The following is a 24,999-nucleotide window of genomic DNA, read 5'->3' on the forward strand; positions in this document are numbered from 1 at the left end:
GGTCAGTCTGCCGGGCTGAACCTGTCGATCCGATCGGTGATGATTCCGTCGGTGTCCAGTGCGATCAAACGCTGGGCCGCCCATTCGTCATTGACCGTGTAGCTCAACGCGCGCATACCCGCCGCGTGAATCTGCGCCACCGTCGTCGCGTCCCACAGCGCATAGTTGCAGACGATAGCGGAGCAGCGCAGTTGCAAGGCCGCGTCGAGCCAGCCTTCCGACAGGGTGTCCAGCAGCAGACCGCGCGGGAGCTCGGGACGCGTCGTAAGGGCTCCCCGAAGTGCATCGGGCTGAAATGACGTGAGGAAGGGCGGGGCAAGAGTCGCGTCGGTCCACAGCGCGGCCGCGTGCCGCGCCACGGCTTCGCCAGTGGGCCGCTCCAGGCCGGGAGTCGGCTTGATTTCGATGTTGAGCGCATGCCGGTTCGCCACGCAAAAACGGATCAGCCCCTCGAGGCTGGCCAGCGGTTCGCCAGCGTAGCGGCGCGAATGCCATGCCCCGGCATCCAGTTGGGACAGTGCCGACCAGGGCTGGTCGCCCGCAATGCCCTGGCCGTTGCTCGTGCGTTCGAGCGTGCTGTCGTGCAGGAGGAAGGGCACGCCATCAGCACTGAGCTTGGCGTCGCATTCGAACATGCGAAATCCGTATTCGGCGCCCAGCCGGAACGCGGCCATCGTGTTCTCGGGCGCGAGCTTGCCTGCGCCGCGGTGCGCGATCCAGCGCGGATAGGGCCAGCGTTTCATGCTTGGCGCTGCGCTCATCCTGCGCGCTTTCCGGAGCCGGCGTCGAACCAATGAAGCTTGTCCTGTCGGGCGGCAATCTTCACGGTGTCGCCCGCGGCGGGTGGGGTCTGGCTTTCGTCGGCCCGCATGACCAGCTGCTCTTCGCCGAGCCGGCCGTAGATCAGACGTTCGGCGCCGAGCATTTCCACGTACTCGACCTGCACCGACCATCCGCTTGCGTCGAGCGTCAGGTGCTCCGGCCGAATGCCGAGGATCATGCCGGTTCGCACGCCGGGTGCGTCCTTCAGCAAGTTCATCGGAGGTGAGCCCATGAAGCTTGCGACGAAAGTCGTGGCGGGTCGCGAGTAGACGTCTTCGGGCGTGCCGAACTGATCCATCACGCCGCCGTTCATCACGATGATCCGCTGGGCGAGCGTCATGGCCTCGACCTGGTCGTGGGTCACGAAAAGAGAAGTGATGCCGAGTTCGCGATGCAGCTTCTGGATTTCCAGGCGGGTCTGCGCGCGCAGTTTGGCGTCAAGGTTCGACAGCGGCTCGTCGAACAGAAACACGCGTGGCTGCCGAACGATCGCGCGCCCCATGGCAACGCGTTGACGCTGCCCCCCGGACAGCTCGCGCGGCTTGCGCGCCAGAAGATGCCCCAGTTCCAGGATCTTGGCGGCCTTGTCAACGCGCGTCTTGATCTCGGGCACCGGCACCTTGGCGATCTTCAGGCCGTAGGCCATGTTGTCGAACACTGACATGTGCGGATAGAGCGCGTAGTTCTGGAACACCATCGCGATGTCGCGCTCGGCCGGTTCGAGATTGTTCACCACCTTGTCGCCGATGCGGATCTCGCCGGCGCTGACCTCCTCCAGCCCTGCGACCATGCGCAGCAGCGTGGACTTGCCACAGCCCGAAGGCCCGACGATGACGATGAATTCGTGGTCTGCGACTTCGGCACTGACGCCGTGGATGACCTGGTTCGCCTTGGGCCCATGCCCATAGCGCTTGATAACGTTGCGAAACGAGAGAGCTGCCATGTTCTGTTCTTGTCTTTTCGGTCTTTCCGATTACTTCTCGGTATCCACGAGGCCCTTGACGAACCACTTCTGCATGAGCACGACAACGAGGGCGGGCGGCACCATCGCGAGGATGGCCGTTGCCATCACAACGTTCCACTCGTTCTGCGAATCGCCGCCGGCGATCAGGCGCTTGATGCCGACGACCACCGGGTACATGTCTTCACCAGTGGTCGCAAGCAGGGGCCAGAGATACTGGTTCCAGCCGTAGATGAACTGGATCACGAACAGCGCGGCAATGGACGTCTTCGACAGCGGCAGCAGCACGTCCCAGAAAAAGCGCATTGGGCTGGCGCCGTCCATGCGCGACGCCTCGGTGAGTTCGTCCGGCACCGTCATGAAAAACTGGCGGAAGAGAAACGTCGCCGTGGCCGACGCGATCAGCGGAACAGTCAACCCGGCATAGGTGTTGAGCATGTGCAGATCCGATAGCACCTGATAAGTGGGCAGGATGCGCACCTCCACCGGCAGCATCAGCGTCACGAAGATCATCCAGAAGCAGAACCGCCGAAACGGAAACTTGAAGTAGACGATCGCAAAGGCCGACAGCAGCGAGATCGTGATCTTTCCGATCGCGATGACCAGTGCGGTAACGAGGCTGACCCACATCATGTGCGCGACAGGCGCATTGGAGCCGGCACTGGTCTCGCGTCCGAAGAGCGCCGATTTGTAGCTTTCCAGCATGTGGCTTCCAGGCAGAAGCGGCATGGGAGCCTGCACGATTTCCTGCGCCGTGTGCGTCGAGGCCACGAACGCCAGGTAAATCGGAAAGGCGATGATGAAGACGCCGAGCACCATCACCACTTGGGCAAGGATGCCGTGAGTACCACGTTTTTCGACCATGGTCAGTACTGCACTTTCTTTTCGACGTAGCGAAACTGGATGACGGTCAGCACGACCACGATCAGCATCAGGATCACCGATTGCGCGGCCGACCCGCCGAGGTCCATGGCCTTGAAGCCGTCGTAGTAGACCTTGTAGACGAGGATCGCCGTGTCCCGGCCCGGGCCGCCCTGGGTCGCCGTATCGACGATGGCGAAGGTGTCGAAGAAGGCATAGACGACGTTGATCACCAGCAGGAAGAAGGTCGTCGGGGACAGCAGCGGAAACTGCACGGTCCAGAAGCGGCGCCAAGGACGCGCACCGTCGATAGCGGCCGCCTCGATGAGCGATTTGGGAATCGACTGAAGGCCCGCCAGGAAGAACAGGAAGTTGTACGAAATCTGCTTCCAGACTGACGCGAGAACAATCAGCGCCATTGCATGGCCCGAGTTGAGCAGATGGTTCCAGTCGAACCCAATCTTCCCGAGCGCATAAGAGACCACGCCCAGTGACGGCGAGAACATGAAAACCCACACCACCGCCGCAACCGACGGCGCGACAGCGTAAGGCAGGATCAGCATGGTCTTGTAGAACATGCCGCCGTGAATGATGCGGTCCGCAAAGACGGCCAGCGCGAGCGACAGGCTCAGCCCGATGCCCGCGACCAGCACCGAGAACACGGCCGTGGTCTTGAACGACTCGACGTAGCTCGGATCGGCAAACAGGTGGCGAAAGTTGTCGAAGCCGACGAACTCTATGGATGTCCCGAATGCATCCTGCTGCTGGAGCGACTGCATGATCGCCTGTGCCGCCGGCCAAAAAAAGAATACGAGGATCACTACCATCTGCGGTGCCATCAGCAGCCACGGCAGCCATCGGGATCGGAAAACAACCCGTTTTTCCATGCAACCTCAAAAAAGAAAAACCCGCCGACTCGGATGAAGCGGGCGGGGCGGAGTCTACTTCGCCATCGGCCGGTGGCCGGCGCCCCCCGCGCCAGGCGGGGAGCGGGGCTTCAGCTCTTGTTGGCCTTCTGGAAGCGTTCGATCTGCTCGTTGCCGCGCTTGACGATCTCGTCCAGCGCTTCCTTGGCAGTCTTCTTGCCGTTCCAGACCTGTTCGAGTTCCTCGTCCTCGATGGCGCGCACCTGCACATAGTTGCCCAGGCGAATGCCGCGGCTCTTGTCCGTCACCTTGCGGATCATCTGCGTCACGGCAACGTCCGTGCCCGGGTTTTCCTTGTAGAAGCCTGACTTCTCGGTGAGTTGGTAGGCGGCCGTCGTGATCGGAAGATAGCCCGTGCGCTTGTGGCTGGCGGACTGCACTTCAGGCTGCGAGATGAAGGTGAAGAACTTCGCGACGCCCTTGTATTCGGCGGGCTTCTTGCCCGACATCACCCAGAGGCTGGCGCCGCCGATCACGGTGTTCTGCGGTGCGCCCGGAACGTCCGGGTAATAGGGCAGCGGGGCCAACCCATAGGCGAACTTGGCGTTCTTGGCGACGTTGCCGTAGAAGCCCGACGACGTGTTGATCATGGCGCACTCGCCCGACACGAAGCTCGCCTCGGGCACGTTGCCGCGTCCCTTGTAGACGAAGAGGCCCTGCTTGGCCATATTGGCGAGGTTCTCGATGTGGCGCACGTGCAGCGGCGAGTCGATCTTCATGCGCGCGTCGAGACCGGCGAGCCCGTTGCTCTTGGTCGCGAACTCGACGTTGTGCCAGGCCGAGAAGCTCTCGAGCTGCGTCCAGCCTTGCCATGCCGTGGTGAAAGGGCACTTGTGGCCTGCTGCCTTCAGCTTGGCGGCCGCGGCGATGACTTCGGGCCACGTGGCGGGGGCCTTGTCGGTCGGGAGGCCGGCTGCCTTGAAGGCATCCTTGTTCCAGTAGAAGATGGTGGTCGAACTGTTGAACGGGAAGCTCAGCATCTGTCCGTTGGGCGCCGTGTAATAGCCGGCGACCGCGGAGATGTAGCCGCTCGGGTCGAACTTCTCGCCCGCATCTTTCATGACTTGCCCGACGGGAATGATGGCGCCCTTGCTGGCCATCATCGTCGCGGTGCCCACTTCGAACACCTGCAGGATGTGCGGCGCATTGCCGGCCCGGAAGGCGGCGATCGACGCGGTCATCGATTCATCGTAGGTGCCCTTGAACACCGGCACCACTTTGTATTCCTTCTGGCTCTCGTTGAATTGCTTGGCCAGATCATTGACCCATTCGTTGTTGACGGCGGTCATGGAATGCCACCATTGGATTTCGGTTTGCGCGAACGCGGGTGTGAACAGCGTTGCGGCAAGCGCCGAGGCCAAGGCGAGCGTTTTGAATCGCATGAAGACTCCTGAGGGAAACTGAAAGAAATGAACGCGCGAATGCTAGATCGCGCGTATGACACGACAAGGTCACATATTTTTCGTGCGCCGGGAGTGTGCCTCAACGGGGGAAACCCTTTTGGTGCGCCGCGACCCCGACGCCTGCGTGTTGCAGCGCACCATGCTAGGATCGTTTTCCCATTTTTCGGCTCCGCTCTCTGACTCGCCGACTCGCGCTGACTGACTCGCGGTTTCCCCATGAGCAAGACCTCCCTGGACAAAAGCAAGATCAAGTTCCTCCTGCTCGAAGGCATCCATCCTTCGGCGGTTGAAGTGCTTCACGCGGCGGGCTACACCAATGTCGAAACAGTGTCCGGCGCATTGCCCGACGCCGAACTCAAGGCCCGCGTTGCCGACGTGCACTTTCTCGGCATCCGATCGCGCACCCAATTGACGGCCGAAGTATTTGCCCAGGCGCACAAGCTGGTCGCGGTCGGCTGCTTCTGCATCGGGACCAATCAAGTCGATCTCGATGCGGCGCGCGAACACGGCGTGGCTGTTTTCAACGCTCCCTTCTCGAACACGCGCTCGGTTGCCGAACTGGTTCTGGCGGAAGCCATCCTTTTGCTGCGGGGCGTGCCCGAGAAAAGCGCCGTCGCGCACCGTGGCGGCTGGCTCAAGTCGGCTGAGAACGCTTTCGAGATTCGTGGCAAGACGCTCGGCATCGTGGGTTACGGCTCCATCGGCGCTCAACTTTCGGTTCTCGCCGAAGCATTGGGAATGAACGTCGCCTTCTTCGACGTCGTGACAAAGCTGCCCCTCGGCAATGCGCGCCAGGTGCGTGAACTGAAGGACCTGCTCGCGCAAAGCGACATCGTCAGCCTTCACGTGCCGGAAACGCAGGCCACCCAATGGATGATCGGCGCCGCCGAAATCGCAGCGATGAAGCCTGGCGCCATCCTGATCAATGCCTCACGAGGCACAGTGGTCCATATCGATGCGCTGGCTGCTGCCCTGACGGACAAGAAGCTGCTGGGCGCGGCCATCGATGTGTTCCCGGTCGAGCCGCGAAGCAACAAGGACGAGTTCCAGTCGCCGCTTCGTGGCCTCGACAACGTGATCCTTACGCCTCACATCGGCGGGTCGACCATGGAAGCACAGGCCAACATCGGCCTCGAAGTGGCTGAAAAGCTCGTCAAGTACAGCGACAACGGCACTTCCACTTCGTCCGTGAATTTTCCCGAGGTGGCGCTGCCTGCGCATCTCGGCAAGCATCGCCTGCTGCACATCCACCGCAACGTGCCGGGGGTGCTGTCCGAGATCAACCGGATTTTTTCCGAGAACAACATCAACATCGCGTCGCAGTTCCTGCAAACGAACGAGAAGGTCGGCTACGTGGTGACCGACATCGACGCGGCTTCGTCCGATCTTGCACTCGAAAAACTCGCGAAGGTTCCCGGCACGATCCGGAGCCGGGTGCTCTTCTGACATGTCTGCGAGCCCTTCGGGGCTGCCTTAAAATTCACGCCCCTGGTTCATGGGGCGCGCGGCGCCCGACCGAGGCCACTCCCCGATGAATGCTCCGACCGCGTTGACGGCGTTGTTGTCGCAGGCCGCAGAGCCCGCGCGATTGCGTGAGATCCCCTACAACTACACCAGCTTCTCCGACAGGGAGATCGTGATTCGCCTGCTCGGCGAAAGAGGTTGGGAACTGCTGCAAACCCTTCGATCCGAGCGACGCACCGGCCGGTCGGCCCGTATGCTCTATGAGGTGCTCGGCGACATATGGGTCGTCCAGCGCAATCCCTACTTGGTCGATGACCTGCTGGACAACCCGCGCCGACGCGGCCAGCTGGTGGACGCGCTCAATCATCGGCTCGCCGAGGTCCAGAAGCGGCGCACGCCCGACGCCGATGCACAGCGCGACTCGCTGGTAGGCGAATTGACCGCTCTGGTCGCCAAGGCGATCTCGGCGTTCGACACCATGTTCCGCGATGTCGCCGCGCTGCGGCGCAAGGCGACGCGCACGCTTCGCCGGCTCACTGCCAAGGACAACATCAAGTTCGACGGGCTGTCTCGCGTTTCGCACGTGACCGACGCCACCGACTGGCGCGTCGAATATCCCTTCGTCGTGCTCACGCCCGACACCGAGGCCGAAATGGCGGCCCTGGTCAAGGGCTGCATCGAGCTTGGCCTGACCATCATTCCTCGCGGAGGCGGCACCGGCTATACGGGCGGCGCGATTCCGCTGACCTGGAACAGCGTCGTCATCAACACCGAGAAGCTCGAGGCGATGACCGAGGTCGAGATGGCCTCGCTGCCGGGGCTGGATGCGCCGGTTCCGACCATCTGGACCGAAGCTGGCGTCGTCACGCAGCGCGTGGCCGATGCGGCCGAGCGCGCGGGCTTCGTGTTCGCGGTCGACCCCACTTCTGCCGAAGCGTCGTGCGTCGGCGGCAATGTCGCGATGAATGCCGGCGGCAAAAAGGCGGTGCTCTGGGGCACGGCGCTGGACAACCTCGCCTCGTGGCGCATGGTGACGCCGCAGGCCGAATGGCTCGAAGTCACGCGTGTCGGCCATAACCTCGGCAAGATTCACGATGCCGAAAGCGCAGTCTTCGAACTGCAGTACTTCGCGGCCGACGGAAAGACAGCGCTGCGCGCCGAGCGCCTCGAAATCGCCGGCAAGACCTTCCGCAAGGAAGGCCTCGGCAAGGACGTGACCGACAAATTTCTTTCGGGTCTGCCGGGCATTCAGAAAGAGGGCTGCGATGGCCTGATCACCAGCTGCCGCTGGATCGTGCATCGCATGCCGGCGCACACCCGGACGGTATGCCTCGAGTTCTTTGGCAACGCCAAGGACGCGGTGCCCAGCATCGTCGAGATCAAGGACTTCATGTTCGCGGAACAGAAGCGCTCCGGCGTGCTGTTGGCGGGCCTGGAGCATCTGGACGACCGCTATCTGAAGGCAGTGGGCTATGCCACCAAATCGAAGCGCCACGGCGGACTGCCGAAGATGGTGCTGTTTGGCGACATCGCCGGCGACGACGCCGATGCGGTGGCACGCGTGACGTCCGAAGTGGTGCGCATCGCCAATTCGCGCAGCGGCGAAGGCTTCATTGCCATCAGCCCGGAGGCCCGCAAGAAGTTCTGGCTCGACCGCAAGCGCACCGCCGCAATCAGCCGTCACACCAACGCCTTCAAGATCAACGAAGACGTCGTGATCCCGCTGCCGCGGATGGCCGAATACACCGATGGCATCGAACGCATCAACATCGAGTTGTCGCTGCGAAACAAGATTTCGCTGGCCGACGAGCTCGAAGCCTTTCTGGCGCGCGGCAATCTTCCGTTGGGTAAGAGCGACGACGCCAATGACATCCCCTCGGCCGAGATGCTCGAAGACCGGGTGGCCCAGGCACTGGCGCTCGTGCGCGAAGTCCGGGCGCTTTGGCAGCAGTGGCTCGACGACGTCGAACCGCTCTTCCCCCAATTGCAGGACCACTCGCTGCGCGCGAGTTGGAAGACGCAATTGCGTGCGCCGCTCGCAGATATCTTCGCCGGCGGCGAGTTCGCGCCGATCCTCGCGGAGTGCAGTGCGATCCACAAGCGCGTGCTCAAGGGGCGCGTCTGGGTTGCGCTTCACATGCACGCGGGCGACGGCAATGTGCACACCAACATCCCCGTCAACAGCGACAACTACGAGATGCTGCAGACGGCGCACCAGGCGGTCGCGCGGATCATGGTGCTGGCGCGCAGCCTCGACGGCGTGATCTCGGGCGAGCATGGAATCGGCATCACCAAGCTTGAATTCCTGAGCGAAGACGAGCTTCAGCCTTTTGCCGACTACAAGCGCAGGGTCGATCCCGAAGGCCGCTTCAACAAGGGCAAGCTGCTGCGCGACAACGCGAACTTCGCGCAAGGCGGTCGCTCATTGCCGGCCGATTTGACCAATGCCTATACGCCGAGCTTCGGTCTCATGGGGCATGAGTCGATCATCATGCAGCAGAGCGACATTGGCGCCATCGCCGACAGCGTCAAGGATTGCCTCCGCTGCGGCAAGTGCAAGCCGGTGTGCGCGACGCACGTACCGCGCGCCAACCTGCTGTATTCGCCGCGCAACAAGATCCTCGCCACATCACTGCTGGTCGAAGCTTTCCTGTACGAGGAGCAAACCCGACGCGGCGTGAGCATCAAGCATTGGGAAGAGTTCGAGGACGTGGCCGACCATTGCACGGTCTGCCATAAGTGCCTCACGCCTTGTCCGGTGAAGATCGACTTCGGCGACGTGTCGATGAACATGCGCAATCTCTTGCGCAAGATGGGCCAGAAGTCGTTCCGGCCCGGCAATGCGGCGGCGATGTTCTTCCTCAACGCGACCAATCCGCAGACCATCAAGATGATGCGCACGGGCATGGTCGACATCGGCTTCAAGGTGCAACGCCTGGCCAACGACCTGCTGCGCGGGCTGGCGAAGAAGCAGACGGCCGCACCGCCCGCCTCGCTGGGAGCGGCACCGGCCAAGGAGCAGGTGATCCATTTCATCAACAAGAAGATGCCGGGTGGATTGCCCAAGAAGACGGCGCGTGCCTTGCTCGACATCGAAGATGCCGAGTACGTCCCGATCATTCGCAACCCGAGTGCGACCACGCCGGAAACCGAGGCGGTGTTCTACTTTCCGGGTTGCGGATCCGAGCGGCTCTTCTCGCAGGTGGGGCTGGCGACGCAAGCGATGCTGTGGCATGCGGGCGTGCAGACGGTTCTGCCGCCAGGCTATCTCTGCTGTGGCTATCCGCAGCGCGGCAGCGGCCAGTTCGACAAGGCCGAGAAGATGATCACGGACAACCGCGTTCTCTTTCACCGTGTCGCCAACACGCTGAACTACCTCGATATCAAAACCGTAGTGGTGAGTTGCGGCACCTGCTATGACCAGTTGCAGGGCTACCAGTTCGACAAGATCTTCCCGGGGTGCCGCATCGTCGACATCCATGAGTACTTGCTTGAAAAGGGCATCACTCTGGGCGACGCTGGCGGGGGCGGCTATCTCTATCACGACCCCTGCCATACGCCGATGAAGCTGCAGGATCCGATGAAGACCGTGAAGGCACTCGTCGGCAACAACGTGCTCAAGAACGACCGCTGCTGTGGCGAGTCCGGCACGCTGGGCGTATCGCGGCCGGACATCTCGACGCAAATCCGTTTCCGCAAGGAAGAAGAGCTCAAGAAGGGTGAGGCCGAGTTGCGCGACTCGGGCAAGGTCGCGCCGCAAGGCAACGTCAAGATCCTGACGAGTTGCCCGAGCTGCCTCCAGGGCCTGAGCCGCTACGGCAATGACCTGAACAACGGCTTGCTCGAAGCCGACTACATCGTGGTCGAGATGGCGAACAAGATCCTGGGCGAACACTGGATGCCCGACTACGTGGCCGCGGCCAACCAGGGCGGCATCGAGCGCGTGCTGGTGTGACGGCGATCCGGGTCCAGGGCTGCCCCCTGTGTGACGAGACCGGCGGACGGCTGGTCTTCGATGCACCGCTATTTCGGGTGATCCATGCGATCGAAGAGGGCTTTCCGGCTTTCTATCGTGTCGTGTGGAAGGATCATGTGGCTGAATGGTCCGATCTGTCGGCTGCCGATCGCGCGCACTGCATGGAGGCCGTTGCCATCGTCGAGCAAAGCCTGCGCAGCGCACTGGCACCGGCCAAGATCAATCTCGCGGCGCTCGGCAACATGGTGCCGCACCTTCATTGGCATGTGATCGCGCGTTTCGACTGGGACAGCCGCTTTCCAGCGCCGATGTGGGCACAGGCACAAAGAGCGCGCGACTTGCACCAAGAGGCCGACGTCAAGGCTCGCTTGCCGGCAGCCGAGCGCGACATGATCGAGCGTCTCTCAAAAAGGAGTTTCTGATGGCAGGTTTGCAGGCAGGCGCACCCACACCGGAATCGATCACCGTGCACAACCGGTCGCACGTGCTGGAAATCGGCTTCTCCGACGGCAAGCTCTTCAAGATCCCGTTTGAGCTGATGCGGATCTATTCGCCGTCGGCCGAAGTGCAAGGCCACGGTCCGGGCCAGGAGATCCTCCAGACCGGCAAGCGCAACGTCGACCTGCTGGATCTGCAGCCGGTCGGCAACTACGCGGTACAGCCGACGTTCAGCGACGGCCACAGCACCGGCATCTTCACCTGGGACCTGCTGTACGAACTCGGTGCACGCCAGCAAGAGAGGTGGGCCGAGTACGAGCGTCGCTTGGCAGCGGCGGGTGTCGATCGCGATGCGCCCATGCCCGACAAGGGCGGCCACGCCTGCGGCAGCCATTGAGTCATTCAGTGACGAATGCCCGGTGGCCCTGCGGGGTCGTCGCCTCGGTACTAACGCTTCCGTCTTAACATCGCGTGCATGAGCTCGCACGAAGTGCGCAGCACGAAGGTTTTCAATGAGCACCACCCATTTCGGATTCGAATCGATCGACGAGAGCGACAAGGCACGCCGCGTGCGCGGTGTGTTCGACTCTGTCGCCTCGCGCTACGACCTCATGAACGACCTCATGTCCATGGGGCTTCATCGAGCCTGGAAGGCCTACACGATCATGGTCGCGAACGTGGGCGAGGGCTCCAAGGTGCTCGACATCGCAGGCGGTACCGGAGACCTCGCACTCGCCTTCGCCAAGAAGGTTGGCGTCACCGGCGAAGTGGTCCACACCGACATCAACGAAGCCATGCTGCGCACCGGACGCGATCGGCTGCTCGATGCGGGCGTCGCGTTGCCGACGATGGTTTGCGATGCCGAGAAGCTGCCCTTTGCAGACGACCATTTCGATGTGGTGACCGTGGCCTTCGGCTTGCGCAACATGACGCACAAGGACCTCGCCATCAAGGAAATGAACCGCGTGCTGAAGCCTCGCGGCAAGTTGCTGGTGCTTGAATTCTCCAAGGTCGCGAAGCCGCTGCAGAAGGCCTACGACTGGTATTCGTTCAGCGTGCTGCCCCGGCTTGGCAAGGTTGTCGCCGGTGATGACGCCAGCTATCGCTATCTGGCCGAGTCCATCCGCATGCATCCCGGCCAGGACGAACTCAAGACCCTCATGAAGGAGGGCGGTTTCGGGCATGTGGACTATCACAACATGACTGGTGGTGTTGTGGCCCTGCATGTTGGAATCAAGTGTTGAAGCTGTTTGCCTAGAGGAGACGTTATGAAGAAATTTTGGTCCGTCATGTTCGTGTGCGCACTGGCCATCGTGAGCATCGATGCCGACGCGGCACGCATGGGCGGCGGAAAGTCGTTCGGCAGACAGTCGAACAACGTCACCCAGCGCCAGGCGACACCGCCGGCAGCGCCGGTCACACCGGGCGCGCCGGCACAGAGCGCGAACAACGCCGCGGCCAAGCCCGCAGCCGCGGCACCTGCCGCTGCACCCAAGCGTCCCTGGGCGGGCATGCTCGGCGGACTGGCTGCAGGGCTGGGCCTCGCTTGGCTTGCGCATTCGTTGGGGCTCGGCGCCGCGTTCGGCAACATCCTGCTGATCGGTCTTCTTGTGCTGGCTGCCGTGGTTGTGTGGCGCATCTTTTCCGCGCGTTCGCGCACGGCGCCCGCATCGCGCACCGGCGGCTTCGCTTTCCAGGGCGCAGGCAGTCCGGCCGATGCGACCGCACCGGCGCAGTACAGCCCCAACAACGTGGGCAACGATGCTTCTGCGCGTCCTTGGGAGCGCAACCAGGCGGCCTTCGACGCTTCTCCGGCACAGCTCGATCACTCGGCAGAGCGCAGCGGCGGGTCGTCGATGGCTGGCGCTGCGGCGGCAGGCGGCAGCATGATCGGCTCCGCTCTCGCCGGCTCGCAGACCTGGGGTGTTCCCGCAGGCTTCGATGCTGACGGTTTCCTCAACGCTGCCAAGCGCAATTTCGTGACGCTGCAGGACGCATGGGACCGTGCCGACATTACCATGCTGCGCTCGATGATGACCGACGGCATGGTGGGCGAAATCCGCCAGCAATTGGCCGAACGCGAAGCGCATACGGGCGGGCAGCCGAACAAGACCGAAGTCGTGATGCTCGATGCCAAGCTGCTGGGCATCGAGGAACTGCCCGACGCCTACCTGGCCAGCGTCGAGTTCTCCGGAATGATCCGCGAAGACATGTCCTCCGGCCCGAGCCCCTTCCGCGAAGTCTGGAACATGACCAAGCCAACGAGCGGCACAAGCGGCTGGCTGGTCGCTGGCGTCCAGGCATTGCAGTAGCCTCGGGCAGGCCCGTTCGCGAAACACGGGGCGAGCAACAGAACACCGCGGAACCGGCTTAGCCGGGCTGCTGGTGTTGCCCCCGGTAGGGGGTGGGCGGCTACACGAAGTGAGCAAGCCTGGGGGCGAGCCGATAATACCGACATGGTTACACCATCGTCCCCATTTTCATTTGTCGAGGATCTTTTCAATCGCGTGGGCGAGCGGTTGCAACCGCCCGCTTGGGCGGTCCATGAGATCCAGCACCGAACGGTGCTGTTCCTGAACCACGTCCTGCAGCAGGAGCCCGAAGCCCAGCAGCGGCTGACGCGTCAGCGGGGGCGCGTGGCGCTTTTCGAGTGGCGCTTCGTGACGATGAAGTTCGTTGTCACCCCGGCCGGTCTGCTCGACCTTGCGCCCGAAGAAGCCGCGCCCGAACTCACGCTGACCATGACGGAAGAGTCTCCTTTCGGCCTTGCCCAGGCTGCTTTCCGCGGCGAGAAGCCCGCCGTTCGCATCGAGGGCGACGTGCAGTTGGCCGCTGAGGTCAATTGGCTGGTTGATCATGTGCGCTGGGACGTGGAGGACGATCTTGCGCGCGTCATCGGCGACGTGCCGGCGCACACGATAGCGTCCAGCGCTCGTCGCGTGGTTGAAGGCTTGCGGCGCTTTGTCGGCGAACGCTCCGGCAAGGCCGGCGGCCCCGCAGGCGCCGAATGAGGCGTTTTTATCGCGGCATCTTTATCGTCTGGGTCGCACTTCGCTACGGCCTGGACGAACTTGTCCTGACGAGCTTCCAGAAGCCCTGGCTTCGCGTGGTAGCCCGGGTTATGTCGGTCGGCCGGAACCTCGAAGCGCCGCGCGGCCAGCGCCTGCGCGAGGCGTTGGAACGGCTGGGGCCGATCTTCGTCAAGTTCGGCCAGGTCCTTTCGACGCGGCGCGACCTGCTGCCTCCCGACATTGCGGACGAGCTTGCGTGGCTTCAGGATCGAGTACCGCCGTTTCCGTCGAAGGTGGCCATTGCAACGATCGAGCGCGCGTTCCGCCGACCTGTGGGCGACATCTTCGTGGAGTTCGACGAGACACCAGTGGCGAGCGCGTCCATTGCCCAGGTGCACTTCGCGACCGTTCGTGCCACCAACGGAGACGTGCGCGAAGCGGCCGTGAAGGTGCTGCGCCCCGGCATGCGCGACGTCATCGAAAAGGACCTCGCGCTGATGGCCATGATGGCCGGTTGGGTCGAGGGACTCTCCGCGGACGGAAAACGCCTGAAGCCTCGCGAGGTGGTCGCGGAGTTCGACAAGTACCTGCACGACGAGCTCGATCTTGTGCGCGAAGCGGCCAATGCGGCCCAACTGCGCCGCAACATGGAGAAGCTGAAACTGGTGCTGATCCCGGAGATGTTCTGGGATTTCTGCCATCCCGAAGTGATCGTGATGGAACGCATGAAGGGTGTTCCGATTGCGCAGCTCGACCGCTTGCGCGTCGCCGGAGTCGATATCCCCAAGCTGGCCCGCGACGGTGTGACGATCTTCTTCACACAGGTCTTTCGCGACGGCTTCTTCCACGCCGACATGCACCCGGGCAACATTCAGGTGAGCCTGGAGCCGGCGACCTTCGGGCGCTACATATCGCTCGACTTCGGCATCATCGGAACGCTGACGGAGTCCGACAAGGAATACCTTGCACAGAACTTCGTTGCGTTTTTCCGCCGCGACTACAAGCGTGTCGCTGAACTCCATCTGGAAAGCGGCTGGGTTCCCGTGGGCACGCGCATCGACGAGCTCGAAGCGGCCATTCGCACGGTGTGCGAGCCTTACTTCGACCGGCCGCTCAAGGAAATCTCCCTTGGCATGGTGCTGATGCGCCTCTTTCAGACCTCGCGCCGCTTCCACGTCGAAATCCAGCCCCAGCTCGTTCTGCTGCAAAAAACGCTGCTCAACATCGAAGGCTTGGGCCGGCAGCTCGACCCCGAACTCGATCTCTGGAACACAGCCAAGCCATTCCTCGAGAAATGGATGAGCGAGCAGATCGGCCCTCGCAAGCTCTTCGAGCAGTTGCGCGCCGAGGCCCCGCGGTACGCTAAATTACTGCCCCAGTTGCCTCGGTTGATGCACGATTTCCTGGAAAATCGCCCCCCAGACCACCGCCGCGAACTGCTGGAACTGCTGGCCGCCCAGAAGCGCACCAATCGGTTGCTGCAGGCCATCATCTATGGCGGCATAGGTTTTGTATTGGGTTTGATCGCGATGCAGGTGCTGGTGCGCGTGCGTCTTTTCTGACGGGAGAAATGTGCCGTGCTGTTGACCTTGGTCATCGTCTATCTGTTGATCACGATCGCGATCGGGCTCTATGCAGCCAAGCGCGTCAAGAACACCACTGACTTCGCGATTGCAGGGCGGCATCTGCCGCTCTACATGATCGTGACCACGACCTTTGCGACCTGGTTCGGCTCGGAGACCGTGCTTGGCATCCCTGCGAAGTTCATCGAGGGTGGATTGAACGGCGTAATCGAAGACCCGTTCGGCGCCGGTACTTGCCTCATCCTTGTCGGGCTCTTCTTCGCCGGCAAGCTCTACCGCATGACGCTGCTCACCATCAGCGACTACTACCGCGAACGCTATGGCCGCGTCGTCGAGGTTGCCTGTTCGCTGATCATCATGCTGAGCTACCTGGGGTGGGTGTCCGCGCAGGTCACGGCGTTGGGGCTGGTGTTCAACGTGCTGTCCGCCGGCGCGATCCCTGTTGCGCTCGGCATGGTGATCGGTGTGGTTTCGATCCTGGCCTATACGCTCTTCGGCGGCATGTGGTCGGTCGCGGTGACAGACTTCATCCAGATGATCATCCTGGTCCTGGGGCTTGCGGTGATCGCGATGTTCGCGGGCCACATGGCCGGGGGCGCAGACAAGGTGGTCGAGTTTGCAGTCAGCAAGGACCTCTTCAAGTTCTGGCCCGAACCGAATCTGAAGGACATGATCTTCTTCTTTGCCGCGGCCGTCACCATGATGCTGGGCTCGATCCCGCAGCAGGACGTGTTCCAGCGCGTCATGTCGGCCAACAGCGTCAAGTCCGCAACACGCGGGCCTGTGATCGGCGGCGTGGCGTACATCCTTTTTGCATTTGTCCCGATGTTCCTCGTGGCAAGCGCTCTCCTCATCATGCCGGAGGAGACCGCCACGCTTTTGAAGCAAGACCCACAGAAGGTGCTGCCGACGCTTGTGCTCGAGAAAATGCCTTTCGTGATGCAGGTGCTGTTCTTCGGCGCCTTGCTCTCGGCCATCAAGTCCACTGCTTCGGCGACGCTGCTCGCGCCGAGCGTGACGTTCACCGAAAACATCTGGCGTCAGTTCCGGCCCGCCGGCAGCGATCGATCCAACCTCATGACGATGCGGATCACCGTGCTGATATTCAGCGCGGCCGTGTTGCTCTATGCAATCCGCATGCAGGGAACGCCCATCTATGAACTGGTCTCGGGCGCCTACCAGGTGCCGCTGGTCGGGGCCTTCGTTCCGCTGGTGTGCGGCCTCTACTGGCAGCGCGCGACCACTCAAGGGGCCGTGGCTTCAGTAGTGCTGGGGATTGGCGTCTGGCTGGTGTTCCTGGCCATGCCATGGGGCCAGGAATTCCCGGCCCAGTTGGCGGGCCTGCTTGCTTCTTTCGGCGGCATGGTCGTGGGCTCGCTGGCGCCGCAGTGGGTGTCCAATAGCCGGACGCCCCACCGCCCGCTTGCCACCGGACCCGCCTGATACGCGCGCGGTCCGGGGGGAGGGCGGCCCCTATAATCGTGGGCTTTGCGAGCGGCCGCCGGTCGCTCTTTTCGTCTCTATCCATGCCTATCTACGCCTACAAGTGCAGCGCCTGCGGCTTTGCCAAGGACGTGCTGCAGAAAATGTCCGATGCGCCTCTCTCGGAGTGTCCGGCTTGCGGTGCGAGCGCGTTCAGCAAGCAACTGACTGCCGCTGGCTTCCAGCTCAAGGGCTCGGGCTGGTATGTGACCGACTTCCGCGATGGCGGCAAGAAGGCGGGGGGCGACAAAGCCTCTGACAAGAGCAGCGAGAAGGGTGCCGAAAAGGGCGCTGACGCCGGTTCACTCGCCGATGCCAGCGCGAAGCCGGCCGATGCGCCGGCAGCGGCAACCGCTCCTTCGCCCGCCGCCACCCCAACGCCCGCGGCTTCACCCGCACCCAAAGCAGACTGACTGCCACCCGATGCTCGCGCTGCGCAAATGGTTGTTGTCCGGCTTGTTGGTCATCGTTCCGCTGGCCATCACGCTCGGCGTGCTGAACTGGATCATCGGCACGCTCGACCAGACGCTGTGGCTGCTGCCTGAAGATTGGCAAAAGTATCTCAACGACCACAAGGTCCGCGGCCTGGGCGTTCTGCTCACGCTCGGCATCCTCTTGTCCGTTGGCGCGATCGCGAGCAATTTCGTCGGCAAGCGGCTGCTCGGCTGGGGCGATGCGGTGGTCCGCCGAATCCCTGTGGTGCGGTCGATCTATTCCAGCGTCAAGCAGGTTTCGGACACGTTGTTTTCTGAAAACGGCAATGCGTTTCGCACCGCCGTCCTCATCCAATGGCCACGTCCGGACGTGTGGACGATCGCGTTCGTCACAGGCACTCCCGGACAGGAAGTCGTCGGCCATCTCGGCGGCGGTGACTACCTGGGCGTGTACGTGCCAACGACGCCCAACCCGACGGGCGGCTATTTCGTGATGCTCAAGCGCAGCGACTGCATCGAACTCAGGATGAGCGTGGACGACGCGCTCAAGTACATCGTGTCGATGGGGGTTGTCGTTCCTGGCGGCCCCGCGGCGATTGCGATCAAATAAAACGCGCCACCGGCGCCGGGAATCATCTATGGCCATGCGTACAACCTATTGCGGTCTCGTGACCGAAGCCCTGCTGGGCCAAACCGTCACCCTTTGCGGCTGGGTCAATCGCCGGCGTGACCACGGTGGCGTGATCTTCATCGATTTGCGCGACCGCGAGGGTTATGTTCAAGTGGTCTGCGACCCGGACCGCGCCGCCACCTTCGCGGCCGCCGAAGGTTCGCGCAACGAGTTCTGCCTGCAGATCACCGGCTTGGTGCGCGCTCGCCCTGCGGGCACCACCAACGACAACCTCAAGAGCGGCAAGATCGAGGTGCTGTGCCAAGACCTGAAGGTGCTGAATCCTTCCGTGACGCCGCCGTTCCTGCTGGACGATGACAACCTTTCCGAGACGACGCGCCTTACGCACCGGGTGCTGGATTTGCGTCGCCCGGTGATGCAGCGCAACATGATGCTGCGTTACAAAGTGACCATGGAGGCGCGCAAGTTCCTCGACGCCAATGGCTTCATCGACATCGAAACGCCCATGCTGGGCAAGTCCACGCCGGAAGGCGCGCGCGACTACCTCGTTCCAAGCCGGGTGCATGACGGCAGCTTCTTCGCCTTGCCGCAATCGCCCCAACTCTTCAAGCAATTGCTGATGGTTGCGGGCTACGACCGCTACTACCAGATCGTCAAGTGCTTCCGCGACGAAGATCTTCGCGCCGATCGCCAGCCCGAATTCACGCAGATCGACATCGAGACCTCGTTCATGGCCGAGGAAGAAATCCGCGAGATGTTCGAGGGCATGATCCGCAAGGTGTTCCGTGCCGCGGCCGAGGTCGAACTCCCACCATTCCCGGTCATGAGCTATGGCGACGCCATGTTCAAGTACGGCTCCGACAAGCCCGACCTTCGCGTCAAGCTCGAGTTCACCGAACTCACCGACGTGATGCGCAATGTCGACTTCAAAGTCTTTTCGCAGGCGGCCAGCATGGTCGGCGGACGCGTGGTGGCGCTGCGCGTTCCGGGCGGCGGCGGCGAGGGCGGTCTTTCGCGCGGCGACATCGACGCGTATACCGAGTTCGTCAAGATCTACGGTGCCAAGGGCTTGGCCTACATCAAGGTCAACGATGCAGGGCAAGGCCGCGAGGGCCTGCAGAGCCCGATCGTAAAAAACCTCGACGACGCTTCCTTGACGGAGATCGTTGCCCGCACGGGTGCTCGCAGCGGCGATATCCTTTTCTTCGGTGCCGACAAGGCCAAGGTCGTCAACGACTCCATCGGCGCATTGCGGGTCAAGATCGGCCACAGCGCTTTCGGCAAGAAAAACGGTCTCTTCGATGATCGCTGGGCGCCGCTCTGGGTGGTCGACTTTCCGATGTTCGAATTCGATGAGGAAGGCCAGCGCTGGTCGGCCGTGCACCATCCGTTCACGGCTCCGAAGGACGGTCATGAGGACCTCATGGACACGGCGCCCGAGAAGTGCATTGCCAAAGCCTACGACATGGTGCTCAACGGTATCGAGATGGGCGGTGGTTCGGTGCGTATCCATCGCGAGGAAGTCCAGAGCAAGGTGTTCCGGGCGCTGAAGATCAGCGCCGAAGACGCGCAGAACAAGTTCGGATTCCTGCTGGATGCGCTCCAGTACGGTGCGCCTCCTCATGGCGGGATCGCGATCGGGCTGGACCGCCTCGTCATGCTGTTGAGCGGCGCCGAGTCGATCCGCGACGTCATCGCGTTCCCCAAGACCCAGCGCGCGCAGGACTTGCTCACGCAGGCGCCGAGCCCGGTGGACGAAAAGCAGCTTCGCGAGTTGCACATCAGGCTGCGCAACACCCAGCCTGCGGCCTGAGCGGGCCGACGACGGAGGGGCGCGGTATGAGCGAGCGTCCCTGGAAAATTCCGGAGTCGGTGCTGGTCGTGATCCATACGCCGGCACTCGATGCCCTCTTGATCCGCCGTGCCGACGCCAATGACTTCTGGCAGTCGGTCACGGGCAGCAAGGACTCCCAGGACGAAGCTCTGGCGCTCACGGCCGCGCGCGAGGTCGAGGAAGAAACCGGTATCGCGTGCGGCCCCGGCACCGATCTGGCCGACCGGCTGATCGACTGGAATCTGCAGAACATCTACGAGATCTACCCGCGTTGGCGCTCGCGCTATGCGCCCGAGATCACGCACAACACCGAGCATCTTTTTGGCTTGTGCGTGCCTGATCGCATGACGCCGAAGCTCGACCCTCGCGAACATACCGCTTGGCGCTGGCTGCCATACCGGGAGGCGGCGGACGCCTGTTTTTCACCGTCTAACGCCGAAGCGATACTGCTCCTGCCACAATTTGCGCGATGAATTCGCCGGCCAACCAGCTCCGAGTGGCTACCTACAACATCCACAAGGGTGTTCAGGGGATCGGCCCCGCCAGCCGCCTCGAGATCCACAACCTCGGTCACGCGATCGAGCAGCTCGATGCGGACATCGTGTGCCTCCAGGAGGTCCGCAAAATGAACCGCCAGGCAGCCATGCGGTTCAGGCATTGGCCGGAGCTGCCGCAGGCCGACTTTCTGGCGCCCGAGGGCTATACCGCCATTTACGAGACCAATGCCGTGACACGGCACGGCGAGCACGGCAATGCGTTGCTCACGCGCTGGCCCGTGCTTCGCAAGACACACCAGGACATCTCGGACCACCGGTTCGAGCAGCGCGGATTGCTGCATGTAGCCATCGAGGTCGACGGGCAGCCCGTCCATGCCATCGTCGTCCATCTGGGGCTCATCAAGGGAAGCCGCGTTCGCCAAGTTGCGCGCCTGCGCGAATTCATCGAGCGCGAGATTCCGGCCAAAGAGCCGCTGGTGGTCGCAGGCGATTTCAACGACTGGGGCGCGCGCATGCGCTACGCGATGAACGCGATGGGCATGCGCGATTCGAATGATCTGCGCGGCCCGCGCCCGCTGACCTACCCGTCGCGCCTGCCCGTGACCCAACTCGACTTCATCTATGGAAGGCAGCTCGAACTCCTCGCCTGCAGCGTGCCGCGTGGGCCGATCTGGGCTCGGATGTCCGATCACCTGCCTCTGGTGACGGATTTTTTGCTATCAAAACAGTAGCTGCCGAGGCAGGCGGCAAGGGGCGTGTGGGCACAGTAGGGCTAATGGCGCCAAGTCCATTCGCTGGTAGGATGCTCGGATGCTAAGGACCATCGACGCCGCACGGCGCCCCGACGAAGGGGCTGAAGACGAAGGCACACCCGTGTCCGTCAAGATCCGGGAGCGCCTTCAGGCCGCCCGGAGACGATTCAACGCCAACGACAACATCGCCGAGTTCATCCAGCCGGGCGAACTCGAGGGTCTGCTCGACGAGGTCGAAATCAAGATGAAGGGCGTGCTCGAAAGCCTCGTGATCGACCTCGAGAACGATCACAACACCGGCAATACGGCCCGCCGCGTCGCAAAGATGTACGTCAACGAGGTGTTCAGGGGCCGTTACGTGGCGCCTCCATCACTGACTGAATTCCCGAACGCGGAGCATCTCAACGAACTGATGATCGTCGGCCCCATTACCGTTCGCAGCGCGTGTTCGCACCATTTCTGCCCGATCATCGGCAAGCTGTGGATCGGCGTCATGCCCAACGAGAAGACCAATGTGATCGGTTTGTCGAAGTACGCGCGGCTCGCCGAGTGGGTGATGGGGCGCCCGCAGATCCAGGAAGAGGCCGTGGTTCAACTCGCCGACCTGATCCAGGAAAAGACGCAACCTGATGGTCTCGCGCTCGTGATGGAGGCAGAGCACTTCTGCATGCAATGGCGTGGCGTCAAGGAAATGGACAGCAAGATGATCAATTCCGTGATGCGCGGCGTGTTTCTCAAAGACCCGAACCTCCGCCGCGAATTTCTGTCCCTTATTCCACGCAAGCGCTGAACGCCATGCTCGTACGCCTTCTCTATGCAAGCCGCGCTGTGGACACGAGCCAGAGCGCCATCGACGAAATCCTCGCGCAATCCCGTTTGCACAACCCCGCTTGCGGTGTGACCGGCATCCTTTGCTATGGCGGCGGCGTTTTCCTGCAGGCGATCGAAGGCGGGCGCACGGCCATCAGCGAGTTGTATGGTCACATCCAGCGAGATGCTCGCCACAAGGACGTGGTGCTGCTCCACTATGAAGAGATTTCGGAGCGCCGTTTCGGTGGATGGACCATGGGACAGGTCAATCTGTCGAAGCTCAACGCCTCGACCCTGCTCAAGTACTCCGAAACGGCCGAACTCAATCCTTATCTGGTGTCCGGCAACGTGTCGTTGGCGCTGCTGGAAGAGTTAATGGCGACTGCCGCCATCGTCGGGCGGCACTGAGTCTTCCATCAGTGCGGATCCCCGCGGACTTTGCGGCGGACTGAGCCGTCCATGCTGCTGCTCGGGTGCGATTTTTCAAGCTCGCCGAACGCGCGCAAGCCGATCGTCGTTGCGCTGGGTCTGGTGCAAGACAAATGCGTCCAACTCACCGGCTTCGAATGCTTTGCATCGCTGACCGCCTGGGGCCAATGGCTGGCCGAAACCCCCGAATGGATCGGCGCATTCGATTTTCCGTTCGGCTTGCCGCGCGAGTTGGTTGTTCATCTGGGATGGCCCTTGGAATGGCCGCGGCTCATCGACCACTACGCTGCGCTCCGGCGGTCCGAAATCCGGGAGACTTTCGCGTCCTTTTGCGCGTCGCGACCCGTGGGCGGGAAGTTTGCGCACCGCGCGACCGATGTCCCGGCAGGTTCGAGCTCGTCAATGAAGTGGGTCAATCCGCCGGTCGCCTTCATGTTGCATGCGGGCGTGCCCTGCTTGATCCGGGCGGGCGCCGATTTCCCGGCGGTGCATAGGTCGCAAGGCGACAGCGGAAGGCGCATCGCTTTGGAGGGCTACCCGGGGCTGCTGGCGCGGGAGTTGATCGGCCGGCGCAGCTACAAGAGCGACGATTCAGCATCCCAGACGCCCGAACGCCGTCTGGCCCGCGGCGAACTCGTGGCGGCGGTGCAGGAAGGTTCAACGCGCCTCGGACTGAAGCTGGCAGTGCCCGCACCGCTGCACCAACGACTGCTGGAAGATACCAAGGGCGACTTCATCGATGCAGCGCTTTGTCTGGTGCAAGCGGCTTGGGGTGCATCGCGCAAAACGAGCGCAGGGCCCGGATATGGCCTCCCCGAGACGCTCGATCCGCTGGAGGGCTGGATCGTGACGGCCTGATTTTCTGGCCTGATTTCCCCATGTCCTACAGGAGTTCGCGCTCACAGGCCACGCACCTCGCATCGCTGCTGACTAGATTGATCGAGATGGTTCAGTTGGACCATTCAACCATCCATCAAGGAGTTCTGTATGAACAAGGATCAAGTGGCAGGCCGTGTCGAGGAAGCCAAGGGCAAGCTCAAGGAAGGTGCCGGCAAGGTCGTCGGAAGTGAAAAGATGCAGACTGAAGGTGCTGTCGACCAGGCCGCAGGCAAGGTGCAGAAGACCTATGGCGATACCAAGGAACAAGTGAAGGACGCTGTGCGTCAAGATCCGGACAAGATCTGAGTCGATCCGGACGCCCTGTCGACCATCGAAAGACCATCAAAAACCCGGCAGCTGCCGGGTTTTTTGATGGTCGGAAGAAAGCCCCATGTTCAGCGGTCGAGCCAATCCCTCAGCTCATCGGCGTGCTCTTCCTCGTCCGAGAGGATTTCTTCGAGCATGCGGCGGGTCGTTGGGTCCTTGTCGCCGATGAGCACGATCATCTGGCGATAGGTCTCCACGGCGATTCGCTCGGCAACGAGGTTGGCGCGCACCATCGCCTGCAGGTCCAGCGCTTCATCGTATTGGGCATGGCTGCGCTCGAGCAATGAACGGGGGTTGAAGTCCGGCTCTCCGCCAAGTTGCACGATGCGCTCGGCGATCCTGTCTGCGTGCGCCGACTCTTCGTTGGCGTGAACGAGGAACTCGTCCGCGATCGGCGGCGATGCTTCACCCGTGGCAGTGAAATAGTGGCGCTTGTAACGCAGCACACAGACCAACTCCGTCGCCAGAGCGTCGTTCAAGAGCTTGACGATATCGTCGCGCCATGGCCCGTAGCTGGGCGTGACGGCGCCATCATCGAGGCTCTGGGAGGCCGCCGCGTCGATGGCCGATTGGTCGAGCACCAGGCGATTCGGGCGTTCTTCGACAGCAGTGTTCATGGTGCATCCTTTCGTGGGTTCGTGGTTTTCTTCATGAGCGTAGTGACCAGGTCGGCCACGTCCGATGTCTTGAGGACGGCCGCCAGCACGGCGGTGATGGAGAGCAGCCGCCAAGGCTTGACGAGCACCACCAGTGCCCCCGTGGCGGCTGCTGCAGCGACCAGCTTTGCCGGCTCTTCGCGGGCATAGCGTTCGAGCAAGGGCAATGCGAGCTGACCGGCCGCGTTCGCCGGGTGCCTGCGCCACCATCGCCGAACCACGTTGCCAGCCACTGCCGCCCAGCTGAAAGGCTGACTCCTGGTTTCATCATCGCTGTGACTGAGCTGCGGCACGGCGCCCACATCCATTTCGTCCGGGTACGGCTCTTCGCCCTGCAGTTGCGCCATCAGCGCGCGACGCGAAAGTGCCAAGCGTTGCTGGGGCGTGAGTTGGTCCCGCTCAGTGCCCATGGCGCTAGTACTCATGGCGCTCTCCTGCCAGATGGAGCGCATGCAGGTCGGCATCGACTTGCGCCCGCAGATCCGAAAACGCATGGAATTCGCGGGGTCGCGCGGCGACGACCGCCAGCACGATGGCAATCAGCACCGCAACGCCGGGCACGACGGCGAGCACCCAGTGAAAGCTGCCGTGCAAGAACCCCAGCATGAAGGCGATGCCGATCAGGCCCAGGGCCAGCATGGCGCTCACAGCGGCCAGCACGCCCGCAACCGTTCGGGTGATCAGGTCTCGGCTCGCTTCCTCGGTCTCTTGCCGAAGCAGGGCGCCGTAGTTTGCAAGGTGATCAGCGATCAACTCCGGATGCCCTAGCACCGTGGAATAAATGGGATGAAGCATGGTGCCAGGCGGGTTGAAGGGCTCGCTG

26 protein-coding genes are annotated in these 24,999 nt (G+C 62.6%); 18 read left to right on the forward strand and 8 right to left on the reverse strand.

Features of this window, described 5'->3' with window-relative positions; translation table 11 throughout:
• Window positions 1-2: 2 nt before the first annotated feature.
• The 5 genes from ugpQ to ugpB form a co-directional block, all read right to left on the reverse strand.
• Window positions 3-743: a glycerophosphodiester phosphodiesterase gene (gene ugpQ / locus AC1DEK_RS12420; RefSeq protein WP_478125532.1), complete on the reverse strand. Its 741-nt coding sequence runs from the start codon at window positions 741-743 to the stop codon at window positions 3-5.
• A gap of 14 nt (window positions 744-757) precedes the next feature.
• Window positions 758-1,765, reverse strand: a complete 1,008-nt coding sequence (gene ugpC / locus AC1DEK_RS12425; RefSeq protein ID WP_478125533.1) for a sn-glycerol-3-phosphate ABC transporter ATP-binding protein UgpC — start codon at window positions 1,763-1,765, stop codon at window positions 758-760.
• Window positions 1,766-1,795: 30 nt separating this feature from the next.
• Window positions 1,796-2,647, reverse strand: a complete 852-nt coding sequence (gene ugpE, locus AC1DEK_RS12430; RefSeq protein ID WP_478125534.1) for a sn-glycerol-3-phosphate ABC transporter permease UgpE — start codon at window positions 2,645-2,647, stop codon at window positions 1,796-1,798.
• A 2-nt stretch (window positions 2,648-2,649) separates the two neighbouring features.
• Window positions 2,650-3,531 carry a sn-glycerol-3-phosphate ABC transporter permease UgpA gene (ugpA, locus tag AC1DEK_RS12435; RefSeq protein ID WP_478125535.1) on the reverse strand — a complete coding sequence of 294 codons (882 nt, stop codon included), beginning with the start codon at window positions 3,529-3,531 and terminating at the stop codon, window positions 2,650-2,652.
• 110 nt (window positions 3,532-3,641) lie between these two features.
• The gene (gene ugpB / locus AC1DEK_RS12440) at window positions 3,642-4,952 is read right to left on the reverse strand and encodes a sn-glycerol-3-phosphate ABC transporter substrate-binding protein UgpB (RefSeq protein ID WP_478125536.1); all 1,311 of its coding nucleotides are present in this window, start codon (window positions 4,950-4,952) and stop codon (window positions 3,642-3,644) included.
• A 237-nt stretch (window positions 4,953-5,189) separates the two neighbouring features.
• On the opposite strand from ugpB, the gene serA reads away from it, so the two are divergent.
• From serA to AC1DEK_RS12530, 18 genes are all read left to right on the forward strand, one after another.
• Window positions 5,190-6,419: a phosphoglycerate dehydrogenase gene (gene serA / locus AC1DEK_RS12445; RefSeq protein WP_478125537.1), complete on the forward strand. Its 1,230-nt coding sequence runs from the start codon at window positions 5,190-5,192 to the stop codon at window positions 6,417-6,419.
• Between the two features lie 85 nt (window positions 6,420-6,504).
• Window positions 6,505-10,392 (forward strand): DUF3683 domain-containing protein, encoded by a 3,888-nt coding sequence (locus AC1DEK_RS12450; RefSeq protein ID WP_478125538.1) that lies wholly within the window; start codon window positions 6,505-6,507, stop codon window positions 10,390-10,392.
• Window positions 10,393-10,397: 5 nt separating this feature from the next.
• The gene (locus AC1DEK_RS12455) at window positions 10,398-10,835 is read left to right on the forward strand and encodes an HIT family protein (RefSeq protein WP_478125839.1); all 438 of its coding nucleotides are present in this window, start codon (window positions 10,398-10,400) and stop codon (window positions 10,833-10,835) included.
• Window positions 10,835-11,248, forward strand: a complete 414-nt coding sequence (locus AC1DEK_RS12460) for a gamma-butyrobetaine hydroxylase family protein (protein WP_478125539.1) — start codon at window positions 10,835-10,837, stop codon at window positions 11,246-11,248. The genes AC1DEK_RS12455 and AC1DEK_RS12460 overlap by 1 nt, the downstream gene beginning before the upstream one ends.
• 115 nt (window positions 11,249-11,363) lie before the next feature.
• Entirely contained in the window at window positions 11,364-12,095 is a 732-nt protein-coding gene (ubiE, locus tag AC1DEK_RS12465; protein ID WP_478125540.1) for a bifunctional demethylmenaquinone methyltransferase/2-methoxy-6-polyprenyl-1,4-benzoquinol methylase UbiE, read from the forward strand.
• Between the two features lie 24 nt (window positions 12,096-12,119).
• Entirely contained in the window at window positions 12,120-13,163 is a 1,044-nt protein-coding gene (locus AC1DEK_RS12470; protein ID WP_478125541.1) for a Tim44 domain-containing protein, read from the forward strand.
• A gap of 144 nt (window positions 13,164-13,307) precedes the next feature.
• A complete protein-coding gene (locus AC1DEK_RS12475) occupies window positions 13,308-13,862 on the forward strand; it encodes a ubiquinone biosynthesis accessory factor UbiJ (protein WP_478125542.1) in 555 nt (184 codons plus the stop codon).
• Complete coding sequence (gene ubiB, locus AC1DEK_RS12480) at window positions 13,859-15,424, forward strand: ubiquinone biosynthesis regulatory protein kinase UbiB (RefSeq protein WP_478125543.1); 1,566 nt, start codon at window positions 13,859-13,861, stop codon at window positions 15,422-15,424. The genes AC1DEK_RS12475 and ubiB overlap by 4 nt, the downstream gene beginning before the upstream one ends.
• A 15-nt stretch (window positions 15,425-15,439) precedes the next feature.
• Window positions 15,440-16,888, forward strand: a complete 1,449-nt coding sequence (locus AC1DEK_RS12485) for a high affinity choline transporter 1 (RefSeq protein WP_478125544.1) — start codon at window positions 15,440-15,442, stop codon at window positions 16,886-16,888.
• An 83-nt stretch (window positions 16,889-16,971) separates the two neighbouring features.
• Window positions 16,972-17,340 (forward strand): FmdB family zinc ribbon protein, encoded by a 369-nt coding sequence (locus tag AC1DEK_RS12490; protein ID WP_478125545.1) that lies wholly within the window; start codon window positions 16,972-16,974, stop codon window positions 17,338-17,340.
• A 10-nt stretch (window positions 17,341-17,350) separates the two neighbouring features.
• Complete coding sequence (locus AC1DEK_RS12495; RefSeq protein ID WP_478125546.1) at window positions 17,351-17,971, forward strand: DUF502 domain-containing protein; 621 nt, start codon at window positions 17,351-17,353, stop codon at window positions 17,969-17,971.
• A 28-nt stretch (window positions 17,972-17,999) separates the two neighbouring features.
• A complete protein-coding gene (gene aspS, locus AC1DEK_RS12500) occupies window positions 18,000-19,805 on the forward strand; it encodes an aspartate--tRNA ligase (RefSeq protein ID WP_478125547.1) in 1,806 nt (601 codons plus the stop codon).
• 26 nt (window positions 19,806-19,831) lie between these two features.
• Window positions 19,832-20,299, forward strand: coding sequence for a dihydroneopterin triphosphate diphosphatase (gene nudB, locus AC1DEK_RS12505; RefSeq protein ID WP_478125548.1), 468 nt, complete (start codon window positions 19,832-19,834; stop codon window positions 20,297-20,299).
• Window positions 20,296-21,054, forward strand: a complete 759-nt coding sequence (locus tag AC1DEK_RS12510) for an endonuclease/exonuclease/phosphatase family protein (RefSeq protein ID WP_478125549.1) — start codon at window positions 20,296-20,298, stop codon at window positions 21,052-21,054. The genes nudB and AC1DEK_RS12510 overlap by 4 nt, the downstream gene beginning before the upstream one ends.
• Window positions 21,055-21,133: 79 nt before the next feature.
• Window positions 21,134-21,865 carry a GTP cyclohydrolase I gene (gene folE, locus AC1DEK_RS12515; RefSeq protein ID WP_478125550.1) on the forward strand — a complete coding sequence of 244 codons (732 nt, stop codon included), beginning with the start codon at window positions 21,134-21,136 and terminating at the stop codon, window positions 21,863-21,865.
• Between the two features lie 5 nt (window positions 21,866-21,870).
• Window positions 21,871-22,293, forward strand: coding sequence for a BLUF domain-containing protein (locus tag AC1DEK_RS12520; RefSeq protein WP_478125551.1), 423 nt, complete (start codon window positions 21,871-21,873; stop codon window positions 22,291-22,293).
• A gap of 51 nt (window positions 22,294-22,344) precedes the next feature.
• Window positions 22,345-23,172, forward strand: a complete 828-nt coding sequence (locus AC1DEK_RS12525) for a DUF429 domain-containing protein (RefSeq protein WP_478125552.1) — start codon at window positions 22,345-22,347, stop codon at window positions 23,170-23,172.
• A 129-nt stretch (window positions 23,173-23,301) separates the two neighbouring features.
• Window positions 23,302-23,499 (forward strand): CsbD family protein, encoded by a 198-nt coding sequence (locus AC1DEK_RS12530; RefSeq protein ID WP_478125553.1) that lies wholly within the window; start codon window positions 23,302-23,304, stop codon window positions 23,497-23,499.
• A gap of 89 nt (window positions 23,500-23,588) precedes the next feature.
• On the opposite strand, the gene AC1DEK_RS12535 is transcribed toward AC1DEK_RS12530, so the two are convergent.
• From AC1DEK_RS12535 to AC1DEK_RS12545, 3 genes are read right to left on the reverse strand one after another with little or no spacing between them, the layout of a single operon-like run.
• Window positions 23,589-24,137, reverse strand: coding sequence for a ferritin-like domain-containing protein (locus tag AC1DEK_RS12535; protein WP_478125554.1), 549 nt, complete (start codon window positions 24,135-24,137; stop codon window positions 23,589-23,591).
• Window positions 24,134-24,601: a hypothetical protein gene (locus AC1DEK_RS12540; protein WP_478125555.1), complete on the reverse strand. Its 468-nt coding sequence runs from the start codon at window positions 24,599-24,601 to the stop codon at window positions 24,134-24,136. The genes AC1DEK_RS12535 and AC1DEK_RS12540 overlap by 4 nt, the downstream gene beginning before the upstream one ends.
• Entirely contained in the window at window positions 24,591-24,971 is a 381-nt protein-coding gene (locus tag AC1DEK_RS12545; protein ID WP_478125556.1) for a hypothetical protein, read from the reverse strand. Before AC1DEK_RS12545 ends, AC1DEK_RS12540 begins: the two co-directional genes overlap by 11 nt.
• Window positions 24,972-24,999: the final 28 nt, after the last annotated feature.

It is taken from the genome of Variovorax sp. 10N420 (genome assembly GCF_056394705.1).

What these genes read in the sequence shown, in the direction of transcription:
- AC1DEK_RS12545 (WP_478125556.1), bottom strand. Translation starts at nt 24,971, where the DNA reads ATGCTTCATCCCATTTATTCCACGGTGCTAGGGCATCCGGAGTTGATC.
- aspS (WP_478125547.1), top strand. Translation starts at nt 18,000, where the DNA reads ATGGCCATGCGTACAACCTATTGCGGTCTCGTGACCGAAGCCCTGCTG.
- ubiB (WP_478125543.1), top strand. Translation starts at nt 13,859, where the DNA reads ATGAGGCGTTTTTATCGCGGCATCTTTATCGTCTGGGTCGCACTTCGC.
- ugpC (WP_478125533.1), bottom strand. Translation starts at nt 1,765, where the DNA reads ATGGCAGCTCTCTCGTTTCGCAACGTTATCAAGCGCTATGGGCATGGG.
- serA (WP_478125537.1), top strand. Translation starts at nt 5,190, where the DNA reads ATGAGCAAGACCTCCCTGGACAAAAGCAAGATCAAGTTCCTCCTGCTC.
- AC1DEK_RS12470 (WP_478125541.1), top strand. Translation starts at nt 12,120, where the DNA reads ATGAAGAAATTTTGGTCCGTCATGTTCGTGTGCGCACTGGCCATCGTG.
- AC1DEK_RS12530 (WP_478125553.1), top strand. Translation starts at nt 23,302, where the DNA reads ATGAACAAGGATCAAGTGGCAGGCCGTGTCGAGGAAGCCAAGGGCAAG.
- AC1DEK_RS12535 (WP_478125554.1), bottom strand. Translation starts at nt 24,137, where the DNA reads ATGAACACTGCTGTCGAAGAACGCCCGAATCGCCTGGTGCTCGACCAA.
- folE (WP_478125550.1), top strand. Translation starts at nt 21,134, where the DNA reads ATGCTAAGGACCATCGACGCCGCACGGCGCCCCGACGAAGGGGCTGAA.
- AC1DEK_RS12490 (WP_478125545.1), top strand. Translation starts at nt 16,972, where the DNA reads ATGCCTATCTACGCCTACAAGTGCAGCGCCTGCGGCTTTGCCAAGGAC.
- ubiE (WP_478125540.1), top strand. Translation starts at nt 11,364, where the DNA reads ATGAGCACCACCCATTTCGGATTCGAATCGATCGACGAGAGCGACAAG.
- AC1DEK_RS12475 (WP_478125542.1), top strand. Translation starts at nt 13,308, where the DNA reads ATGGTTACACCATCGTCCCCATTTTCATTTGTCGAGGATCTTTTCAAT.
- ugpQ (WP_478125532.1), bottom strand. Translation starts at nt 743, where the DNA reads ATGAAACGCTGGCCCTATCCGCGCTGGATCGCGCACCGCGGCGCAGGC.
- ugpE (WP_478125534.1), bottom strand. Translation starts at nt 2,647, where the DNA reads ATGGTCGAAAAACGTGGTACTCACGGCATCCTTGCCCAAGTGGTGATG.
- AC1DEK_RS12540 (WP_478125555.1), bottom strand. Translation starts at nt 24,601, where the DNA reads ATGAGTACTAGCGCCATGGGCACTGAGCGGGACCAACTCACGCCCCAG.
- AC1DEK_RS12460 (WP_478125539.1), top strand. Translation starts at nt 10,835, where the DNA reads ATGGCAGGTTTGCAGGCAGGCGCACCCACACCGGAATCGATCACCGTG.
- AC1DEK_RS12495 (WP_478125546.1), top strand. Translation starts at nt 17,351, where the DNA reads ATGCTCGCGCTGCGCAAATGGTTGTTGTCCGGCTTGTTGGTCATCGTT.
- AC1DEK_RS12525 (WP_478125552.1), top strand. Translation starts at nt 22,345, where the DNA reads ATGCTGCTGCTCGGGTGCGATTTTTCAAGCTCGCCGAACGCGCGCAAG.
- AC1DEK_RS12450 (WP_478125538.1), top strand. Translation starts at nt 6,505, where the DNA reads ATGAATGCTCCGACCGCGTTGACGGCGTTGTTGTCGCAGGCCGCAGAG.
- ugpA (WP_478125535.1), bottom strand. Translation starts at nt 3,531, where the DNA reads ATGGAAAAACGGGTTGTTTTCCGATCCCGATGGCTGCCGTGGCTGCTG.
- AC1DEK_RS12510 (WP_478125549.1), top strand. Translation starts at nt 20,296, where the DNA reads ATGAATTCGCCGGCCAACCAGCTCCGAGTGGCTACCTACAACATCCAC.
- ugpB (WP_478125536.1), bottom strand. Translation starts at nt 4,952, where the DNA reads ATGCGATTCAAAACGCTCGCCTTGGCCTCGGCGCTTGCCGCAACGCTG.
- nudB (WP_478125548.1), top strand. Translation starts at nt 19,832, where the DNA reads ATGAGCGAGCGTCCCTGGAAAATTCCGGAGTCGGTGCTGGTCGTGATC.
- AC1DEK_RS12520 (WP_478125551.1), top strand. Translation starts at nt 21,871, where the DNA reads ATGCTCGTACGCCTTCTCTATGCAAGCCGCGCTGTGGACACGAGCCAG.